Genomic DNA, 18,545 nt, shown 5'->3' on the forward strand with positions numbered 1-18,545 from the left:
AACCACGTTAATCGTCAGGATGAACCCCCTTTTTTGGAGTAAGCAATGGCTAATCGCTGGACACTGGCTCAGGCTCAGGCGCTGTTTGATAAACCTTTTCTCGAGCTGATGTTTGAAGCACAGCAGGTGCACCGCCAGCACTTCGACCCGCGTCAGGTGCAGGTCAGCACGCTGCTGTCGATCAAAACCGGCGCCTGTCCGGAAGACTGTAAATACTGTCCGCAGAGCGCGCGTTACAAAACCGGGCTGGAAACCGAGCGCCTGATGGAAGTGGAAGCGGTGCTGGAGTCGGCGCGCAAGGCGAAAGCAGCCGGTTCCAGCCGTTTCTGCATGGGCGCGGCGTGGAAAAACCCGCACGAGCGCGACATGCCGTACCTGGAGCAGATGGTGCAGGGCGTGAAAGCCATGGGCATGGAAACCTGCATGACACTGGGAACGCTTGACCACGATCAGGCACAGCGGCTGGCCAGTGCCGGGCTCGATTTCTACAACCATAACCTCGACACCTCGCCGGAGTTTTACGGCAGCATCATCACCACCCGCACTTATCAGGAGCGTCTCGATACGCTGGATAAAGTGCGCAACGCCGGCATCAAAGTGTGTTCAGGCGGCATTGTCGGACTGGGCGAAACGGTCAACGATCGCGCCGGATTGCTGGTGCAACTGGCCAACCTGCCCACGCCGCCGGAGAGCGTGCCGATCAACATGCTGGTGAAAGTCAAAGGCACGCCGCTGGCGGATAACGATGACGTCGAGCCGTTCGATTTTATCCGCACCATTGCCGTAGCGCGCATCATGATGCCGACCTCACACGTGCGCCTGTCGGCCGGCCGCGAGCAGATGAGCGAACAGACCCAGGCGATGTGCTTTATGGCAGGGGCCAACTCAATTTTCTACGGCTGCAAACTACTGACCACGCCAAACCCGGAAGAGGACAAAGATCTGATCCTGTTCCGCAAGCTGGGCCTGAATCCGGAGCACACCGCAACGACTGCAGGCGACAATGAACAGCAGCATCAACTCAGCGAACAGCTGATGCACGCTGACAGCGAACAGTTCTACAACGCGGCGGTGTAAATGTGGTCTGAACGTATCGCGCAGGCGCTGTCGGCACAGCGCGCCGCCGACGGCTGGCGGCAGCGGCGGCGCGTTGAGCACAACAGCGTGCGTGAGATTACCCTCGACGGGCAGCGCTATCGCCACTTCTCCAGCAATGATTACCTGGGCCTGAGCCAGCATCCGGCGGTGATTGCCGCCTGGCAGCAGGGCGCGCACGAGGCGGGTGCCGGTGCCGGGGCTTCCGGCCACGTCACCGGCTACAGCCGCCATCATGCGCAGCTGGAGCAGCAGCTGGCGACCTGGCTTGGCTACCCGCGCACGCTACTGTTTATCTCCGGCTTTGCCGCCAACCAGGCGGTGATCCATCTGCTGGCGCAACCGTCCGATCGCATTATCGCTGACAAACTGGCGCACGCCTCACTGCTGGATGCCGCCAGCCACAGCCCGGCAACGCTGCGCCGTTTTGCCCACAACCAGCCGGCCAGCCTGGCGAAGCTACTGGCAACGCGCGCCGAAGGGGGCACGCTGGTGGTAACCGAAGGCGTATTCAGCATGGATGGCGACAGCGCGCCGCTGGCCGACATTGCAGCCGAAACCCGGCGCGCGGGCGGCTGGCTGCTGGTGGACGATGCGCACGGCATTGGCGTTACCGGCGACCAGGGGCGCGGCAGCTGCTGGCAGCAGCAGGTGAAACCAGAGCTGCTGGTGGTGACCTTTGGCAAAGGATTTGGCGTCAGTGGCGCAGCGCTGCTGTGTGATGACGCCACCGCGGATTACGTTGAGCAATTCTCGCGCCATTTAATCTATTCCACCGCCATGCCGCCGGCGCAGTGCTGTGCATTGCTGGCGGCGCTGCAGCAGATTCAGCAGGGCGACGCGCTGCGCGCCCGGCTGCAGCAGAATATTGCCCGCTTTCGCGCGGGCGCGGCGCAGTTGCCGTGGCAGCTGATGGCCTCTGACAGTGCCATTCAGCCACTGATCGTCGGCGAAAACCGCGCCGCGCTGGCGCTGTCACAGCGGCTGGCGCAGGCCGGTTGCTGGGTGAGCGCCATCCGGCCTCCGACGGTGCCGCCTGGCACGGCGCGGCTGCGCATTACGCTCACCGCCGCGCATCATCCCGAAGATATCGACGCGTTGCTGGAGGCGCTGTATGACGCTGCAGGTGAATAAACAGGCGGTGGCGCAGGCGTTTGGCCGGGCGGCCGCGCACTACGAACAGCATGCCCAGCTGCAGCGCCAGAGCGGCGAGGCGTTGCTGGCGCTGGCACCGGCGCGATTTGGGCCGCAGCTGCTGGATGCCGGCTGCGGCACCGGCTGGTTCAGCCGCTACTGGCGCGATCGCGGTCGCCAGGTTTGTGCGCTGGATCTGTCGCCGGCGATGCTGCAGGCGGCACGCGAACAGCAGTCGGCGCAGGACTATTTACAGGGCGATATCGACCAGTTACCGCTGGCGGATAACAGCGTCGACGGCGTCTGGAGCAACCTTGCGGTGCAGTGGAGCAGCGATCTGCGCACCGCGCTGCAGCAGTTTCTGCGCGTGACGCGCCCGGGCGGTAGCGTGCTGTTCTCGACGCTGCTCGACGGCTCGCTGCAGGAGGTGCATCAGGCGTGGGCGCAGATCGATGGTCGCCGTCACGCCAATCGCTTTCTCAGCGACGATGCCTTTGCCGCGGCGACCGCTGGCCTGCCGCTGCGCAGCCAGACGCAGATCGTGACGCTGCATTTCCCCAGCGCGCTGAGCGCCATGCGCTCGCTGAAAGGCATCGGCGCGACGCATCTGCATGAAGGACGGCAGGCAGCCCTGCTGACGCGCCCGCAGCTGGCGCAGCTGGAGCAGCACTGGCCGCAGGATGCGCACGGCTATCGTCTTAGCTATCACCTGATGTATGGAGTTTTACGCAAATGACACGCTGGTTTATCACCGGAACCGACACCGAAGTAGGCAAAACGGTCGCCAGCGGCGCCCTGCTGCAGGCGGCGAGCGCCGCGGGGTTACGCACCGCCGGCTACAAGCCGGTGGCCTCCGGCTGCGAGATGACGCCAGAGGGCGTGCGCAACAGCGACGCGCTGGCGCTGCAGCGCTACAGCAGCCTGGCGCTGAGCTATGAACAGGTCAATCCGCTGGCGTTTATGGAGCCGACGTCGCCGCACATCGTCAGCGCGGAAGAGGGCAGGCCAATTGAATTTGCGCAGCTCTCCGCTGGGTTGCGCGCCCTGGAGCAGCAGGCTGACTGGGTGCTGGTGGAAGGCGCAGGCGGCTGGTTCACGCCGCTGTCCGCGACGCAAACCTATGCCGACTGGGTCGCCGCTGAGCAGCTGCCGGTGATTCTGGTGGTGGGCGTGAAGCTCGGCTGCATCAACCACGCCATGCTGACGGCGGAAGCGGTGACAGCGCGCGGTTTGCGCTTAGCGGGCTGGATTGCCAACGACATTCAGCCGCCGGGCAAGCGACATGCGGAATATCTGGCAACGCTGCAGCAGCGCATTGCAGCCCCCTTCCTCGGGGAGATTCCGTGGCTGAGCAGTGCGGCACAGCAGGCTGATTGTGGCCGCTACCTTACCCTGCCACAGTAAATTACGCGGCGCAGCAGCCTGCGCCGCAATCCCCGCAACGCTAGGTGGCGGTTAACCACTTACTCACGGTGACATCATCCAGCTGCGCCACGCTGCCCTGCGCCACGTTGCGGCCGCGATGCAGCAGCAGAAAATAGTCCGCCACGCGGCGAATAAACGACACGTGCTGCTCCAGCAGCAAAATCGTCAGGCCATAGTCGCGGTTCAGGCGGCGAATCAGATTGCCCATCTCCTCTTCCAGCCACGGCGACATGCCTTCAGTCGGCTCATCGAGGATCAGCAGTTTCGGCTGCAGCACCAGCGCGCGCGCCAAGGCCAGCTGCTGCTGCTGATCCATCGGCAGTTCGCCACTGCGCTGATGACGCAGCGAGTAGAGCGCCGGAAACAGATCGAACACCATCTCGGGAATGGCGCGGCTGCGATCGTCCTGCGCCGCCATTAGCGCAATCAGCAGGTTATCCTCAACGCTCATCTGGGAAAAAATATGGCGTCCCTGCGGCACGTAGCCGATGCCCATGCGCGCGCGCTGCTCGGCGGGCTGCAGCAGCAGGTTTTCCGGCGGCGCGCCATCTTCCTGCCAGGTCATCGAGCCGCTGTTGATCGGCAGACGGCCCATAATACAGTTCACCAGCGTGGTTTTGCCCATGCCCGGGCTGCCCAGCACGCCGGTGCAGGTGCCTGGCGGCAGATCGAGATCCACATCCCATAAAATATGGTTCTGACCGTAAAATTGATTCACCGAACGTAAACTCAGCATCTGACACTCTCCTTCCAGATTATTCGCCTGAATGCTCCCGCTCTGTGTCGTCTGGCATACAGTCATGCACGATGGCTATTGGGACCCTGCTGTCGCCGGCGGCGGCAATATGCGCTGCCGACATGGACTCGTCACTCCACCGGTAATTCACTGCAATTCCCAGGCCAGATCCGCTAAATCAGCCGAATCAGGGGTAAAAGGCAGCGAAATTCGCCATTAATGATGAGCAAAGCTTAACAATTGCCCGCAGTAATAACCCGGCTGCACTTTGACGGTGCTGACAGCTAAACGTTTCTGGTGCATCTGTACTGTGATAAGGCAGGGACTGAAGAAATAAGTGGCCTTGACACCGGGCTTTTTTGCGTTGCGGCACGGTGTGCTACGCCAAAAGAATAGTTAACGCCAGGCGGGATGATGGAAAAATAATCGCAAAAAAATTTTTTTCGCACGGCAGGATAAGCGAGGGGAAAATTATACACAGCCGATGGGCGCGGGGCTGGATTCAGTTATCCACTATTCCTGTGGATAACCTTGTGCATTAGCGACTGAAAACCGGGCGCAAGCGAGGAAATACGCGGGTTACATACATAATGCTGCGAAACTGGGCTTTTGAGGTGAAATCCTATAAATCAATAACTTATTTAAAAGCAAGCCTGAGAATTGTCTGGCTTGTCATCTCACTGCAATTTAATGACGCTCTATTGACAATTGTTAAAAGCGCTGCCCGTCTGGGGATAACCTTGCGCAACAAATGCTTCCGTCACACCGCATAAATTACGCTGAAGCGAATCGCGGCTTCTCCCCATCATCGTGCAGGATATCTGTAATTATATCCAGTATTATTTTCTGGCAAAATCGCCATAGCGGAGTAGAATTACCAGCCTGCCCGCCGACTTCTTCTGCAGGAACCGTAATACCATGAGTAAAGCTTTTAAACTCAACTCCGCTTTCAAACCTTCAGGCGATCAGCCCGAGGCGATTCGTCGTCTGGAAGAGGGGCTGGAAGATGGACTGGCGCACCAGACGTTGCTGGGCGTAACCGGTTCGGGGAAAACCTTTACCATCGCCAACGTCATCGCCGACCTCAACCGGCCGACCATGGTGATGGCTCCCAATAAAACGCTGGCGGCGCAGCTGTATGGTGAGATGAAAGAGTTCTTCCCGGATAACGCGGTGGAGTTTTTTGTCTCCTACTACGATTACTATCAGCCGGAAGCGTACGTCCCCAGCTCCGACACCTTCATCGAGAAAGACGCGGCGGTGAACGAGCACATTGAGCAGATGCGTCTCTCCGCCACCAAAGCTATGCTGGAGCGCCGCGACGTGATTGTGGTGGCGTCGGTTTCTGCCATCTACGGCCTGGGCGATCCCGATCTCTACCTGAAAATGATGCTGCACCTGACGCGCGGCATGATCATCGATCAGCGCAGCATCCTGCGCCGCCTCGCCGAGCTGCAGTACACCCGCAACGACCAGGTGTTCCAGCGCGGCACCTTCCGCGTGCGTGGCGAAGTGATCGATATCTTCCCGGCGGAATCGGATGATATTGGCCTGCGCGTTGAGCTGTTTGATGAAGAGGTTGAGCGCCTGTCGCTGTTCGATCCGCTCACTGGCCAGGTGATCTCAGTGATTCCGCGTTTCACCATCTACCCGAAAACGCACTACGTGACGCCGCGCGAGCGTATTCTGCAGGCGATGGAAGAGATTAAGGATGAGCTGGCGTTGCGGCGCAAGGTGCTGCTGGAGAACAACAAGCTGCTGGAAGAGCAGCGCATCACCCAGCGCACCCAGTTTGACCTTGAAATGATGAACGAGCTGGGTTACTGCTCGGGCATTGAAAACTATTCGCGCTATCTCTCCGGACGCGGGCCGGGCGAGCCGCCGCCAACGCTGTTCGACTACCTGCCGGCTGACGGCCTGCTGGTGGTTGACGAATCGCACGTTACCATTCCACAGATTGGCGGTATGTATCGCGGCGACCGCGCGCGTAAAGAGACGCTGGTGGAGTACGGTTTCCGCCTGCCGTCGGCACTGGATAACCGTCCAATGCGCTTCGAAGAGTTTGAAGCGCAGGCGCCGCAGACCATTTACGTCTCGGCCACGCCGGGGAACTACGAACTGGAAAAATCGGGCGGCGATGTCGTCGATCAGGTGGTGCGACCTACCGGCCTGCTCGATCCGATTCTTGAGGTGCGCCCGGTGGGCACCCAGGTTGACGATCTGCTGTCGGAGATCCGCAAGCGCGTCGAAATCAACGAGCGCGTGCTGGTCACCACGCTGACCAAACGCATGGCCGAAGATCTTACCGAGTACCTCGAAGAGCACGGCGAGAAAGTGCGCTACCTGCATTCGGACATTGATACCGTTGAACGCATGGAGATCATTCGTGATCTGCGCCTCGGCGAATTCGACGTGCTGGTCGGCATTAACCTGCTGCGTGAAGGGCTGGATATGCCGGAAGTGTCGCTGGTGGCGATTCTCGACGCCGATAAAGAGGGCTTCCTGCGCTCCGAGCGTTCGCTGATTCAGACCATCGGTCGTGCGGCGCGTAACGTAAACGGTAAAGCGATTCTTTACGCCGACAAAATCACGCCATCCATGGCGCGGGCGATGGAAGAGACCGAGCGCCGCCGCGAGAAGCAGCAGCGTTATAACGAAGAGCACGGCATTGTGCCGCAGGGCCTGAACAAGAAGATCACCGATATTCTTGAGCTCGGCAAAAACGTGGTGAAAACGCGCGGCAAAGGCAAAACGGCTTCACGCACTGCCGCCGAAGCCGAGGCCAGCTATCTGGCGCTCACGCCACAGGCCATGCAGAAGAAAATCCACGAGCTGGAAGGGCAGATGCAGCAGCACGCGCAGAACCTCGAATTCGAAGAGGCCGCGCGGGTGCGCGACCAGCTGCATGAGCTGCGGGAACTGTTTATCGCTGCCTCTTAACGTGAGGCCGGCAGTCGCGTTGCGCGCCGGCTAAACCGCCTGGATGGCATGTTCCAGCGCGAGGCGCAGCAGCTGGCGGTCGTGACGATAGCGGATATCGGCGGCTTCCAGCGGTTCGCGCACGATCAGGCGATCGCTGACGCCGCGCGTGTCTGCGGACGGGCCGACTACCACGGCATCAATTACCCGTTTGCCAATGGCTTTTTCCATTACCGCCAGCTTGTCGGCGACCGTCAGGCTGGCCGCCGCCGGACTCAGTTCGCGCCCGAGATTACCGATAAATACCATGGTGGCGGGCGTCCGGCGCAGCGCGCGCGCCATCTCTTCCATCAACAGGATCGGCATCAGGCTGGTGTAAAAGCTGCCGGGACCAATCAGGATCAAATCGGCTTCGGCGACGGCGTCCAGCGCTTCGCGCGTCGGCACCACATTCGGGTGCAGCATCAGCTCTTCCGGCGCCTGCTTCATTTCGTCAATCGCCGTTTCACCGTACACCATATTGCCTTCACTATCCTGCGCCACCAGATCCACCGGCTGCTCCGACATCGGGATCAGAAACGCATCCACTTTCAGCAGGTTACGGATAATGTTGATGGCCTCCAGCGGGCGCACGCTGAGGTGATCGAGCGCTTTCAGGATCAGATTGCCCAGATTATGCCCGGCCAGTTCGCCGTTGCCGGTAAAGCGGTACTCGAACATGGCGGATGCCACGCTGGGCTCGGTGATCAGCTGATTAATGCAGTTGCGCATGTCGCCCCAGGCAATGCCGCCTTCTGAACGGCGTATGCGGCCGGTGGATCCGCCGTTGTCGGTGGTGGTGACGATGCCGGTCAGGCGTGATCCCAGCGGCGCCAGCGCCGACATGACGCGGCCAAGGCCGTGGCCGCCGCCGAGTGCTACCACGCGATCCAAATCTGCCAGGGTACGATTCATGCTGCTCCTTAAAACGCCGCACGTGCGGTGCAGACGGCGTTCAACTGATGTGTATCAATATCTGTCGCGCATTTTACCGTATCCTGTCGCGAAAATGCGGTGAAATAACGTTATGTATCAACATATATAGCGAAAAATGGCGATGGATGCGAGCGACAAATCGCGCTACCATTTGCGTTAACCGTGTTGTCCACAATGACAACAGACTCCCAAGCCTTGCGTTCCTAAGTCGTGTGATATGGATGCCTGGCCGCAGCCGCGTGCTGCCAGGGTGCAGAAAGAAATGACTGCATCTCCCGTACTTTGGAAAGGTGTTCAGGTGCCACAATTTACAGATGCCTATGCGCGCAGCTTTTATTATCTGCGCCTGTCGGTCACGGACGTGTGTAACTTCCGTTGTACCTACTGCCTGCCCGACGGCTACCGGCCGAACGGCGTGCACAACAAAAGTTTTCTCTCGCTGGATGAGATTCGTCGCGTGACGCGTGCCTTTGCGGCGGCGGGCACCGAAAAGGTGCGCCTCACCGGCGGCGAGCCCTCAATGCGGCGCGACTTCACCGATATCATTGCCGCCGTGCGCGACAACGCGGCGATCCGCCAGATCGCCATGACCACCAACGGCTACCGCATGGCGCGTGACGTGCGCGCGTGGCGTGCGGCCGGCCTTACCCATATCAACGTCAGCGTCGACAGCCTCGATGCGCGGCAGTTTCACGCCATTACCGGGCAGAACAAATTTCACGAAGTCATGGCGGGGATTGATGCGGCTTTTGACGCCGGTTTCAGCACCGTCAAAGTCAACAGCGTGCTGATGCGCGACGTCAACAGCCACAGCCTGGAGACCTTTCTGGCGTGGATTCGCAACCGGCCGATTCAGCTGCGCTTTATTGAGCTGATGGAAACCGGTGAGGGCGGCGATCTGTTCCGCCGTCACCATGTGTCCGGCGAGGTGATCCGCGATCAGCTGATCATGCAGGGCTGGCAGCGCCAGCTGCGCGGCCGCAGCGATGGCCCGGCGCAGGTATTTCGCCATCCAGATTACCAGGGCGAAATCGGGCTGATCATGCCGTATGAAAAAGATTTCTGCGCCAGCTGCAATCGCCTGCGCGTATCCGCGATCGGTAACCTGCATCTGTGCCTGTTTGGCGACGGCGGCGTGCCGCTGCGCGATCTGCTGGCTTCTGACGATCAACAGGCCGAGCTGCAGGCGCGCATCGCTCACAGCCTCGGGCAGAAAAAGCAGACGCACTTCCTGCATCAGGGCAACACCGGCATCACGCAGAACCTCTCCTTTATTGGTGGCTAACACAGGAGTTACGGCCATGGGCAAACCTTCCGGCGATTTTGTCGCCTTAAATGTGGCGGTGATGACCGTCTCTGACAGCCGCGACGCCAGCAGTGACAGCTCCGGCGACTATCTGCGTGAGGCGCTGAGCGAAGCCGGTCATCAGGTGGTGGATCACGCCATCGTGCCGGACAACCGCTATCGTATTCGCGCCACGGTATCGCGCTGGATCGCCAGTGAAGATGTGCAGGTGGTGCTGATTAACGGCGGTACCGGCTTCAACAGTAAAAACAGCACGCCGGAAGCGCTGCTGCCGCTGCTGGACCGCGAAATTGACGGCTTTGGCGAACTGTTTCGCATGATCTCATACGAGGAGATCGGCAGCGCGACGCTGCAGTCGCGTGCGGTGGCCGGCCTGGCCAACCAGACGCTGATTTTTGCCGTGCCGGGCTCAACCGGTGCCTGCCGCAGCGCGTGGGAGCGGATCATTGAAGCTCAGCTGGATGCGCGTACGCGTCCGTGTAATTTTGTCTCACATTTGAAGAAGTTATAAGTATGTCCTCGTTAACCCATATCAATGCCGCCGGCGAAGCCCACATGGTGGACGTCTCCGGTAAAACTGACACCGTGCGAGAAGCGCAGGCGGAAGCGCTGGTGCTGATGCAGCCAGCCACGCTGCAGATGATCCTCGACGGCAGTCACGACAAAGGCGATGTGTTCGCCACCGCACGTATTGCCGGCATCCAGGCGGCGAAGCGCACCTGGGAACTGATCCCGCTGTGCCATCCGCTGATGCTGAGCAAAGTTGAAGTGACGCTGATGGCTGAGCCGGAGCACAGCCGCGTACGCATTACCTCGCGCTGTCGCCTGAGCGGCAAAACCGGCGTGGAAATGGAAGCGCTGACCGCCGCGTCGGTCGCGGCGCTCACCATCTACGACATGTGCAAAGCGGTGCAGAAAGATATCGTCATCGATCAGCTGCGACTGCTGAGCAAAAGCGGCGGCAAGTCCGGTGATTTTCAGGCGGTGCGCCATGATTAAGGTGCTGTTTTTTGCCCAGGTGCGCGAACTGACCGGCACCGCCGCGCTGGATCTGGCGGCAGAGTATGCTGACGTTGCCACGCTGCGCGCTGCGCTGGCGCAGAAAAGCGATCGCTGGGCGCTGGCGCTGGAATCCGGCAAGCTGCTGGCGGCGGTGAATCAGACGCTGGTGCCGATGAGCCATCCGCTGCGCGCCGGCGATGAAGTGGCGTTCTTCCCGCCGGTTACCGGAGGCTGAGCATGACAACCCGAATTCGCGTCGGCAGCGCGCCGTTTAACGTTGGCGACGAGTATGCGCTGCTGGCGGCGCATGACAGCGACGGCGCGGTCGTCACCTTCACCGGCAAAGTCCGCAACCACAATCTCGGTGACAGCGTGGCGGCACTGACGCTGGAGCATTATCCCGGCATGACGGAAAAAGCGCTGGCGGAGATTGTGGCGGATGCGCGTCAGCGCTGGGCGCTGCAGCAGGTGACGGTGATTCATCGCGTGGGCGAACTGTTCCCCGGCGAGGAGATCGTGTTCGTTGGCGTCAGCAGCGCCCATCGCGGCAGTGCCTTTGCCGCCAGTGAATTCATCATGGATTACCTGAAAACCCGCGCGCCGTTCTGGAAGCGTGAAGCCACCGCGCAGGGCGATCGCTGGGTCGATGCCCGCGACAGCGACCATCAGGCCGCCGAACGCTGGAACTAGCACGCAAAATCCGCCCGCGCTGATAGCCGCCAGACCACGAAAACGGTAAGGTACGGTTTTTGCTGGCTTATCAGGGAGCAGGATGAACACCACCACGATATTACGAGGCGCAGCGCTGCTGGCTGCGCTGGTGCTGGCCGGATGCAGCACCAAAAAGGAGCCGCAGCTGCCGGCCCGCCAGCCCGCTGACGTGAAAGCGCAAATCCAGCAATTGCTGCCCGCCCACGTGACGCAAAAATCGGCCTGGGCCGACGACATCTATACCGCGCTGCGCGTACAGCACATCGACGCCAGCGCCAGCAATATCTGCGCGGTGATCGCCGTGACCGATCAGGAATCGAACTTCAGCGCCGATGCCAGCGTGCCGGGTCTGCCCAAAATCGCCTGGGCGGAAATCGACCGACGCGCTGCCAGCGTGCACGTGCCGGCGTTTCTGGTGCGCACCGCGTTACTGATCAAATCCTCCAACGGCGAGAGCTACGCGGCACGCCTCGATAAGGTGCACAGCGAGAAAGAGCTGAGCGCGATTTTCGATGACTTTATCGATATGGTGCCTATGGGGCAGAAGCTGTTCGGCAATCTTAACCCGATTCACACCGGCGGGCCGATGCAGGTCAGCATTGCCTTCGCCGAAGCGCATGCGCAGGGCTATCCGTACCCGATTGACGGCTCGATCCGGCGCGAAGTGTTCAGCCGGCGCGGCGGCATCTACTTCGGCACGCTGCATTTGCTGGGCTATCCGGCCGATTACAGCCAGCCGCTGTATCGCTTTGCTGACTTCAACGCCGGCTGGTACGCCAGCCGCAACGCCGCGTTCCAGGCTGCGGTGGCGCGTGCCAGCGGCATTAAACTGGCGCTGGACGGCGATCTGATCCTTTACGGCAGCGAACAGGCGGGTGCCACCGAACTGGCGGTACGCACGCTGGCGAAGCAGCTGGACATGAGCCCGCGCGAAATTCGCCGCGATCTGGAGAAGGGCGACAGCGAAAGCTTCAGCGACAGCACGCTGTGGAAGCAGACCTTCCTGCTGGCCGATAAGATGGCGGGAAAACGTCTGCCGCGCGAAGTGCTGCCGGGCATCAAGCTGGAGAGCCCGAAAATTACCCGCAATCTCACCACCGCGTGGTTCGCCCAGCGGGTTGACGGGCGATATCAGCAGTGTTTGACACGCCGTTGACGATCCGTGGTGTACACTTCACACTGACGTTATCAGTAACTTTTAAAGAGGTGCATCATGGATCGATATCCACGTAATGGTTCAATCGTGCAGCAGGCGTCTACCGGGCTGCAAACCTATATGGCGCAGGTGTATGGCTGGATGACCTGCGGTTTACTGCTGACGGCGTTTGTGTCGTGGTTTGCCGCGCGCACGCCTGCCGTCATGGAGCTGGTGTTTGCCAATCGCATCACCTTCTTCGGCCTGATTATCGCGCAGCTGGCGCTGGTGTTTGTGCTTTCCGGCATGGTGCAGCGCATGAGCGGTGCGGTGGCGACCGGGCTGTTTATGCTCTATTCCGCGCTGACCGGGCTGACGATGGCGAGTATTTTCCTCGTTTATACCTACTCGTCGATCGCCAGTACCTTCTTCGTTACCGCGGGCATGTTTGGTGCCATGAGCTTTTACGGCTACACCACCAAACGCGACCTGAGCCGCTTCGGCAGCCTGCTGTTTATGGCGCTGATTGGCATTCTGCTGGCGTCGCTGGTGAACTTCTGGCTGAAAAGCCCGGCGCTGATGTGGGCGATTACCTATATCGGCGTGGTGGTGTTTGTTGGCCTGACGGCTTATGACACGCAGAAACTGAAGGCCATCGGTGAGGGCATTGATGTTAACGATAAAGAGAATTTGCGCCGCTTCTCCATCATGGGCGCGCTGACACTGTATCTCGACTTCATCAACCTGTTCCTGATGCTGCTGCGGATTTTCGGTAACCGTCGTTAACAGTCACCCGTCAGGAACGCTGCAAAATAATCGCGCCGCTACGGCCAGGTGAACGGTTTGTACTTATCAGCCAGTTTCACCTTCTCCTCCGTAGCGGCGTTGTGTATTACGCGTTATTCAGCCTGCGCCTGGCACGCCTTATCGCGCCGCCATCTTGCGCTCATTCTTCTGCCGTAAATGCTTCGCGCGGCTCTCCAGCCACAGATACAGCACCAGTGCCAGCAGCAGCGGCAGAATAAAATAGAGCACTCGATAGGCCAGCAGCGCGGCGATGATCTCACCGTGCGAGGCATGCTGGCCGCTGAGCAGCGCGAGGAACACCGCTTCCAGCACGCCAATGCCCGCCGGAATGTGGATAATCACCCCGGCAATACTGCTGATTAACAGCACGCCCAGCACCAGCGGATAATCCACCTCACGCGCCAGCAGCAGCCAGATAATGGTGCCCATCACCATCCAGTTGGCGCAGGAAACGGCAAACTGAAACAGCGCCATGCGCAATGAGGGCAGCTGCAGATGCTGGCCTTTCACCGTCCAGCGGCGCTTCTTCGCGAAAGCACAGGCCCAAAGATAAACCGCCACCATCGCCAGCAGCACCGCACCAATCACCCGTAGCGTGCCTTCGCCAATAAACCAGCCGGGCGGAATCGGCACCATGCCGGCAACAAACACCACGCCGCCAAGCAAAATATAGCCGAGCCAGTTGGTGGCAATGCTCAGGGAGAAGATGCGCGTAATGGTGCCGCCGGGCAGGCCGAGGCGCGAATAGAGGCGATAGCGCATCGCCACACCGCCCACCCAGGTGCTCAGCGTCAGGTTGAAGGCGTAACAGATAAATGACACCAGCATTACCTGACGTTTCGCCAGCTTATGCCCGCAGTAGGCGCGACCAATCAAATCGTACAGGCCGTAGGTGAGGTAGCTCACCACCACCAGCGCGGCGGCGCTCAGCACCACGTAGCGGTTATAGCCGACGATCACCTTATACACGTCTTCCCAGTTCACCTTGCGTGCGTAAACCACCAGCAGCACGATTACCGCAATGAAGAACAGCCAGGTAAGGATTTTTTTCGCTAACTGCCAGCGCGGGTTCTTTTTGCTCATCAGGGTTTCGCTCCTTCATTATCAGCTTCAACCCGGTCCTGGGTTTCCATTTCCGGCTGCACCGGCGGATCGACCTGAGACAAATGGGGCGTATGGGCAGGCAGCCAGCCGGCAATCGCCGGGAAATGGCGCAGGAAATGGAACACGATGACGCTCTTGGTCAGCTGCCACCAGGTGCGCGGCGGCAGCTTGTCTTCATCGACGCGCACGCAGTCCGCAGCCAGCAGCTGCTCAAGGTTATCGCGCAGCGTCTGGTTGAAGGTGTGGTCGTGGATGATCAGGTTGGCTTCGAGATTCAGCGACAGGCTGAGCGGGTCGAGGTTGCTGGAGCCGACCGTTGACCACTGCTGATCCTGCACCGCCACTTTGCCATGCAGCGGGCGGCGGCAGTATTCGTACACTTCAACGCCGGCATCCACCAGGTAGTTATACAGCAGCTCGGCGCCGACTTTGACAATCGGCATGTCCGGTTCACCCTGCACGATCAGCCGCACGCGCACACCGCGCTGGGCCGCGTTGCGCATCTCACGCAGCAGGCGATAGCCGGGGAAGAAGTAGGCGTTAGCGATAATCACATCCTGCTTCGCCTTGCGCAGCATATCGAGATAGTGCTGTTCGATGTCGTCGCGGTGCTCATCGTTATCACGATAAACGAACAGCACCTGCGCATCGCCGGGCAGGGCGTTGACTGCCAGCCGCTGGGAGCGTGCGCCCCACCAGCGACGCGTCACCTGTTCGCTGCCGATTGCCTGCTGCACGTAGCGCGCAATGTCCAGCACCACCGGTCCTTTCACCTCGACGGCGTAATCCTGCTTGGCTTCTGGCCCGTAATCGGTGTTGTGTTCGGCGGAGAAATTGATACCGCCGACAAACGCAATTTCCTCATCGATAACCACAATTTTGCGATGCAGACGGCGGAACACGTTGGTGCGCATACCCATCACCAGCGGACGCGGATCATAGTAAATAAAGCGCACGCCCGCTTCGGTCAGGCTGTTGATGTACTGCGTTGACAGGTCCGGCGAGCCGTAGCCGTCCACCATCACTTCCACCTTCACGCCGCGCTGCGCGGCGGCCAGCAGATCGCGGTGCAGCGCTTTACCGACCTCATCTTCAAACAGGATAAACGTCTCCAGCAGCAGCGTTCGCTGCGCGCGCTGAATCGCGCCGGAGACACGCGGGAAGAATTGATCGCCATTTTCCAGCAGCCGCAGCTGGTTACCTTCGCGCCAGCTGAAATTCATAAGAAGATCTCCACGGCCAGCGGGGCATGATCGGACAGATGTGACCAGGGTTTCACCGGCAGCGCCCACGGCTGGCTCACCGACGCATTGCGGATATAGATGCGATCGAGACGCAGCAGTGGAAAGCGCGCCGGGAAGGTGCGCGCCGGGCGACCGTTTTTCATGCTAAACACCTCCTGCAGACCGGCTCCACGCTGCAAAAAGCGGTTAGCGCGTACCTGCCAGTCATTAAAATCGCCGGCCACCACCAGGGGCGCATCCGGTGGTAGCGACGCAATCACTTCACACATCATGCGCATCTGCGCCTGACGGTGTTTCTCTTTCAGGCCAAGATGCACGCACAGCGCGTGAATCGGCTGTGGCCGGTCCGGCAGGCTGATCTGGCAATGCAGCATGCCGCGCTTCTCACTGCCCGCCACAGAAATATCGCGGTTTACGTATTCGGTAATCGGAAAGCGCGACAGTATCGCGTTACCGTGATGCCCCTCAGGATAGACCGCGTTGCGGCCGTAAGCGAAATCGTGCCACATGGTGTCGGCAAGGTATTCGTAGTGTGAATTTTCCGGCCAGTTTTCAATGTGTGCGGAGTGGATGGCGTGCGTGCCCATCACCTCCTGTAAAAAGACGATATCTGCCGAAGTGGCGCGCACGGCGTCGCGCAGTTCCGGCAGGATAAAGCGACGGTTGAAGCTGGTGAACCCCTTGTGGGTATTGATCGTCAGGACTTTAAATGAAGATCCTTGCGTGTTTTGTGGCATACTGCGACGCGCTCCTTTTCATCATCAACAGAACAAAGTGTAGTCTTTGTCACAAATGGGTGGTGCTGGAGACAGAAAATTAGGGTGTTATCCGAAATTTGCTTTACATTGAGGAAATCCGTCTGGCTGCGGTCAGATACACTTGGGCGACCTGTTGGGTCTGCCAGGAGAAGAGAATGAAATGGTCTAATCGTGTTCAGATTGTTACCGGTCAAACCTGCCTGCATATTGCGACGCACCTGCTGGTGATCGCGGCGCTGGTGTGGGGCTGGAAACATAAGGCACTGGTCGAAGTGAGCAGTACCCTGGTGGCAGCTTATGCGCTGGTGTTCATCACCATGCTGGCCCTGCAGCGTAGTGCCCGTTTGCGCCGCTTTGGTGACTCTCTCGAAGAAGTCACCACGACATACTACTTTGGCGCGGCGATGCTGACGCTGTTCCTGATTTCACGCTTCATCCACAACAATCTGCTGATTGGTTGTCTGGGCGTGGTGATGCTGGTGGGCCCGGCGCTGGTGTCGCTGCTGGCCAAAGAGCCGCCGCAGCGCGTGCAGAAAAAACGCAGCTAAGCTGACGTGCCAGCAAGAAGAAAGGAGCCCTCCGCGGCTCCTTTTTTACGCGCCGTCGCGCAGCGGCACAGCACGCCACGTTTTGCCGGTCGCGGTTCCTGCGGAAAGCTGCTACACTGCCCCTCTTACGCATGGTAGTTTGTGCCCTTTTCACACGCAGGCCTTGAGGCTGCGTCATATCCCCCCTGAAAACTACATCGCGCAGCGCGATCAGGGCGGTTCGGAGTAATACACCTGCATGTCTTTTGACTCTCTCGGCTTGAATGCCGATATTTTGCGTGCGGTAGCAGAACAGGGCTACCGTGAGCCGACGCCAATCCAGCGTCAGGCGATTCCCGTGGTGCTGGCCGGTCGTGACCTGCTGGCGAGCGCCCAGACCGGTACCGGTAAAACCGCCGGTTTCACGCTGCCTCTGCTGCAGCGTCTGTCAGAAAAACCGGCAGCGGCGCGCGGTCGCCGTCCGGTGCGCGCGCTGATCCTCACCCCAACCCGTGAACTGGCGGCGCAGGTCGGCGAAAACGTGCGTGAATACAGCCAGTACCTGAACATGCGTTCGCTGGTGGTGTTTGGCGGCGTCAGCATCAACCCGCAGATGATGAAACTGCGCGGCGGTGTTGATGTGCTGATCGCCACGCCAGGACGTCTGCTCGATCTGGCGCACCAGAACGCGGTCGATCTGTCGCAGGTGGAAATCCTGGTGCTGGACGAAGCGGATCGCATGCTCGACATGGGCTTCATCCACGACATTCGCCGCGTGCTGGCAAAACTGCCGGCCAAACGGCAGAACCTGCTGTTCTCTGCCACCTTCTCGGACGAGATCAAAGCGCTGGCGGAAAAACTGCTCACCAACCCGGAACAGGTGGAAGTGGCACGCCGCAACACCGCTTCTGAGCAGGTGTCGCAGCAGGTGCATTTTGTGGATAAGAAGCGTAAGCGGGAACTGCTGTCGCTGATGATTGGTCGCGACAACTGGCAGCAGGTGCTGGTGTTCACCCGCACCAAGCACGGCGCTAACCACCTCGCTGAGCAGCTCAACAAAGACGGCATCACGGCGGCCGCCATTCACGGCAACAAAAGTCAGGGCGCGCGTACCCGTGCGCTGGCCGACTTCAAAACCGGCGGCATTCGCGTGCTGGTGGCCACCGATATCGCCGCGCGCGGTCTGGATATCGAAGAGCTGCCGCACGTGGTCAACTATGAGCTGCCGAACGTGGCGGAAGATTACGTGCACCGCATCGGCCGTACCGGTCGTGCGGCGGCCACCGGTGCGGCGCTGTCGCTGGTGTGCGTTGATGAGCACAAGCTGCTGCGTGACATCGAGCGCCTGCTGAAGCGGGAAATACCGCGCATTGCGCTGCCGGGCTTTGAGCCGGATCCGAGCATCAAGGCGGAGCCGATTCAGAATGGCCGTCAGCAGCAGCCACGCGGACGTGGTCAGGGTCGCGCGACGGGGCAGGGTGCTGAGGCACCGCGCAGCCGCAGCGGCGGCAATGGTCAGCGTGCCAGCGCCGGTAACGGCGGCGCGCGTCCGCAGGGCGAGGCGCGTGCACCGCGTCGTCAGGGCAACAATGGCCCGGCGGCGGGCAACGCGGGTAAACCGGCGCGCTCACGTCGTCCGGCGGCGAAGAACAACGGGAACGCGTAAC

The 18,545-nt window shown here is 60.3% G+C and carries 19 protein-coding genes and 1 riboswitch; of the genes, 14 read left to right on the forward strand and 5 right to left on the reverse strand.

All coding sequences use genetic code 11. The features are described 5' to 3' along the window. Positions 1–45 precede the first annotated feature (45 nt). From bioB to bioD, 4 genes are read left to right on the forward strand one after another with little or no spacing between them, the layout of a single operon-like run. A complete protein-coding gene (bioB, locus tag MXF20_RS00785; protein ID WP_136546844.1) occupies positions 46–1,077 on the forward strand; it encodes a biotin synthase BioB in 1,032 nt (343 codons plus the stop codon). Continuing rightward, positions 1,078–2,229: an 8-amino-7-oxononanoate synthase gene (gene bioF / locus MXF20_RS00790; RefSeq protein WP_325967074.1), complete on the forward strand. Its 1,152-nt coding sequence runs from the start codon at positions 1,078–1,080 to the stop codon at positions 2,227–2,229. Further along, positions 2,210–2,965: a malonyl-ACP O-methyltransferase BioC gene (bioC, locus tag MXF20_RS00795; RefSeq protein ID WP_325967077.1), complete on the forward strand. Its 756-nt coding sequence runs from the start codon at positions 2,210–2,212 to the stop codon at positions 2,963–2,965. Before bioF ends, bioC begins: the two co-directional genes overlap by 20 nt. Further along, on the forward strand, positions 2,962–3,633 hold the full coding sequence (bioD, locus tag MXF20_RS00800) for a dethiobiotin synthase (protein ID WP_211725840.1): 672 nt from the start codon (positions 2,962–2,964) through the stop codon (positions 3,631–3,633). Before bioC ends, bioD begins: the two co-directional genes overlap by 4 nt. A gap of 40 nt (positions 3,634–3,673) precedes the next feature. Here the strand turns inward: bioD and MXF20_RS00805 are convergent, their stop codons facing one another. Next, complete coding sequence (locus tag MXF20_RS00805) at positions 3,674–4,390, reverse strand: ABC transporter ATP-binding protein (RefSeq protein ID WP_021508499.1); 717 nt, start codon at positions 4,388–4,390, stop codon at positions 3,674–3,676. A gap of 918 nt (positions 4,391–5,308) precedes the next feature. On the opposite strand from MXF20_RS00805, the gene uvrB reads away from it, so the two are divergent. After that, positions 5,309–7,330 carry an excinuclease ABC subunit UvrB gene (gene uvrB, locus MXF20_RS00810; protein ID WP_325967078.1) on the forward strand — a complete coding sequence of 674 codons (2,022 nt, stop codon included), beginning with the start codon at positions 5,309–5,311 and terminating at the stop codon, positions 7,328–7,330. A gap of 30 nt (positions 7,331–7,360) precedes the next feature. Here uvrB and MXF20_RS00815 read toward each other — a convergent pair whose 3' ends face one another. Further along, positions 7,361–8,263, reverse strand: coding sequence for a uridine diphosphate-N-acetylglucosamine-binding protein YvcK (locus MXF20_RS00815; protein WP_325967079.1), 903 nt, complete (start codon positions 8,261–8,263; stop codon positions 7,361–7,363). 194 nt (positions 8,264–8,457) lie between these two features. Continuing rightward, positions 8,458–8,594: riboswitch (molybdenum cofactor riboswitch) on the forward strand. On the opposite strand from MXF20_RS00815, the gene moaA reads away from it, so the two are divergent. From moaA to MXF20_RS00850, 7 genes are all read left to right on the forward strand, one after another. After that, positions 8,583–9,569 carry a GTP 3',8-cyclase MoaA gene (gene moaA / locus MXF20_RS00820; protein ID WP_325967081.1) on the forward strand — a complete coding sequence of 329 codons (987 nt, stop codon included), beginning with the start codon at positions 8,583–8,585 and terminating at the stop codon, positions 9,567–9,569. It overlaps the preceding riboswitch by 12 nt. Positions 9,570–9,585: 16 nt before the next feature. Next, positions 9,586–10,101 carry a molybdenum cofactor biosynthesis protein B gene (gene moaB, locus MXF20_RS00825; RefSeq protein WP_325967083.1) on the forward strand — a complete coding sequence of 172 codons (516 nt, stop codon included), beginning with the start codon at positions 9,586–9,588 and terminating at the stop codon, positions 10,099–10,101. A 2-nt stretch (positions 10,102–10,103) separates the two neighbouring features. After that, entirely contained in the window at positions 10,104–10,589 is a 486-nt protein-coding gene (gene moaC, locus MXF20_RS00830; RefSeq protein WP_325967086.1) for a cyclic pyranopterin monophosphate synthase MoaC, read from the forward strand. Further along, on the forward strand, positions 10,582–10,827 hold the full coding sequence (gene moaD, locus MXF20_RS00835) for a molybdopterin synthase sulfur carrier subunit (protein WP_325967088.1): 246 nt from the start codon (positions 10,582–10,584) through the stop codon (positions 10,825–10,827). Before moaC ends, moaD begins: the two co-directional genes overlap by 8 nt. Before the next feature lie 2 nt (positions 10,828–10,829). Beyond that, on the forward strand, positions 10,830–11,282 hold the full coding sequence (moaE, locus tag MXF20_RS00840) for a molybdopterin synthase catalytic subunit MoaE (protein ID WP_058775303.1): 453 nt from the start codon (positions 10,830–10,832) through the stop codon (positions 11,280–11,282). Positions 11,283–11,364: 82 nt separating this feature from the next. Continuing rightward, entirely contained in the window at positions 11,365–12,459 is a 1,095-nt protein-coding gene (locus MXF20_RS00845) for a DUF1615 domain-containing protein (protein ID WP_325967092.1), read from the forward strand. Between the two features lie 57 nt (positions 12,460–12,516). Then, a complete protein-coding gene (locus tag MXF20_RS00850) occupies positions 12,517–13,224 on the forward strand; it encodes a Bax inhibitor-1 family protein (RefSeq protein ID WP_021508489.1) in 708 nt (235 codons plus the stop codon). A gap of 138 nt (positions 13,225–13,362) precedes the next feature. On the opposite strand, the gene MXF20_RS00855 is transcribed toward MXF20_RS00850, so the two are convergent. From MXF20_RS00855 to MXF20_RS00865, 3 genes are read right to left on the reverse strand one after another with little or no spacing between them, the layout of a single operon-like run. Continuing rightward, a complete protein-coding gene (locus tag MXF20_RS00855) occupies positions 13,363–14,328 on the reverse strand; it encodes a lysylphosphatidylglycerol synthase domain-containing protein (protein WP_325967093.1) in 966 nt (321 codons plus the stop codon). Further along, positions 14,328–15,572 (reverse strand): cardiolipin synthase ClsB, encoded by a 1,245-nt coding sequence (clsB, locus tag MXF20_RS00860; protein ID WP_325967095.1) that lies wholly within the window; start codon positions 15,570–15,572, stop codon positions 14,328–14,330. Before clsB ends, MXF20_RS00855 begins: the two co-directional genes overlap by 1 nt. Beyond that, positions 15,569–16,330 (reverse strand): endonuclease/exonuclease/phosphatase family protein, encoded by a 762-nt coding sequence (locus MXF20_RS00865; RefSeq protein WP_325967097.1) that lies wholly within the window; start codon positions 16,328–16,330, stop codon positions 15,569–15,571. The genes clsB and MXF20_RS00865 overlap by 4 nt, the downstream gene beginning before the upstream one ends. 176 nt (positions 16,331–16,506) lie before the next feature. Between MXF20_RS00865 and MXF20_RS00870 the strand changes: the two genes are divergently transcribed. Both MXF20_RS00870 and rhlE read left to right on the forward strand, forming a co-directional pair. Next, complete coding sequence (locus MXF20_RS00870) at positions 16,507–16,899, forward strand: YbhQ family protein (protein ID WP_021508485.1); 393 nt, start codon at positions 16,507–16,509, stop codon at positions 16,897–16,899. Positions 16,900–17,137: 238 nt separating this feature from the next. Beyond that, positions 17,138–18,544, forward strand: coding sequence for an ATP-dependent RNA helicase RhlE (rhlE, locus tag MXF20_RS00875; protein ID WP_325967099.1), 1,407 nt, complete (start codon positions 17,138–17,140; stop codon positions 18,542–18,544). The last annotated feature ends 1 nt before the right edge of the window (position 18,545 follow it).

This window comes from Pantoea dispersa, assembly GCF_035783935.1.
GTDB classification, from domain to species: domain Bacteria; phylum Pseudomonadota; class Gammaproteobacteria; order Enterobacterales; family Enterobacteriaceae; genus Pantoea; species Pantoea dispersa_C.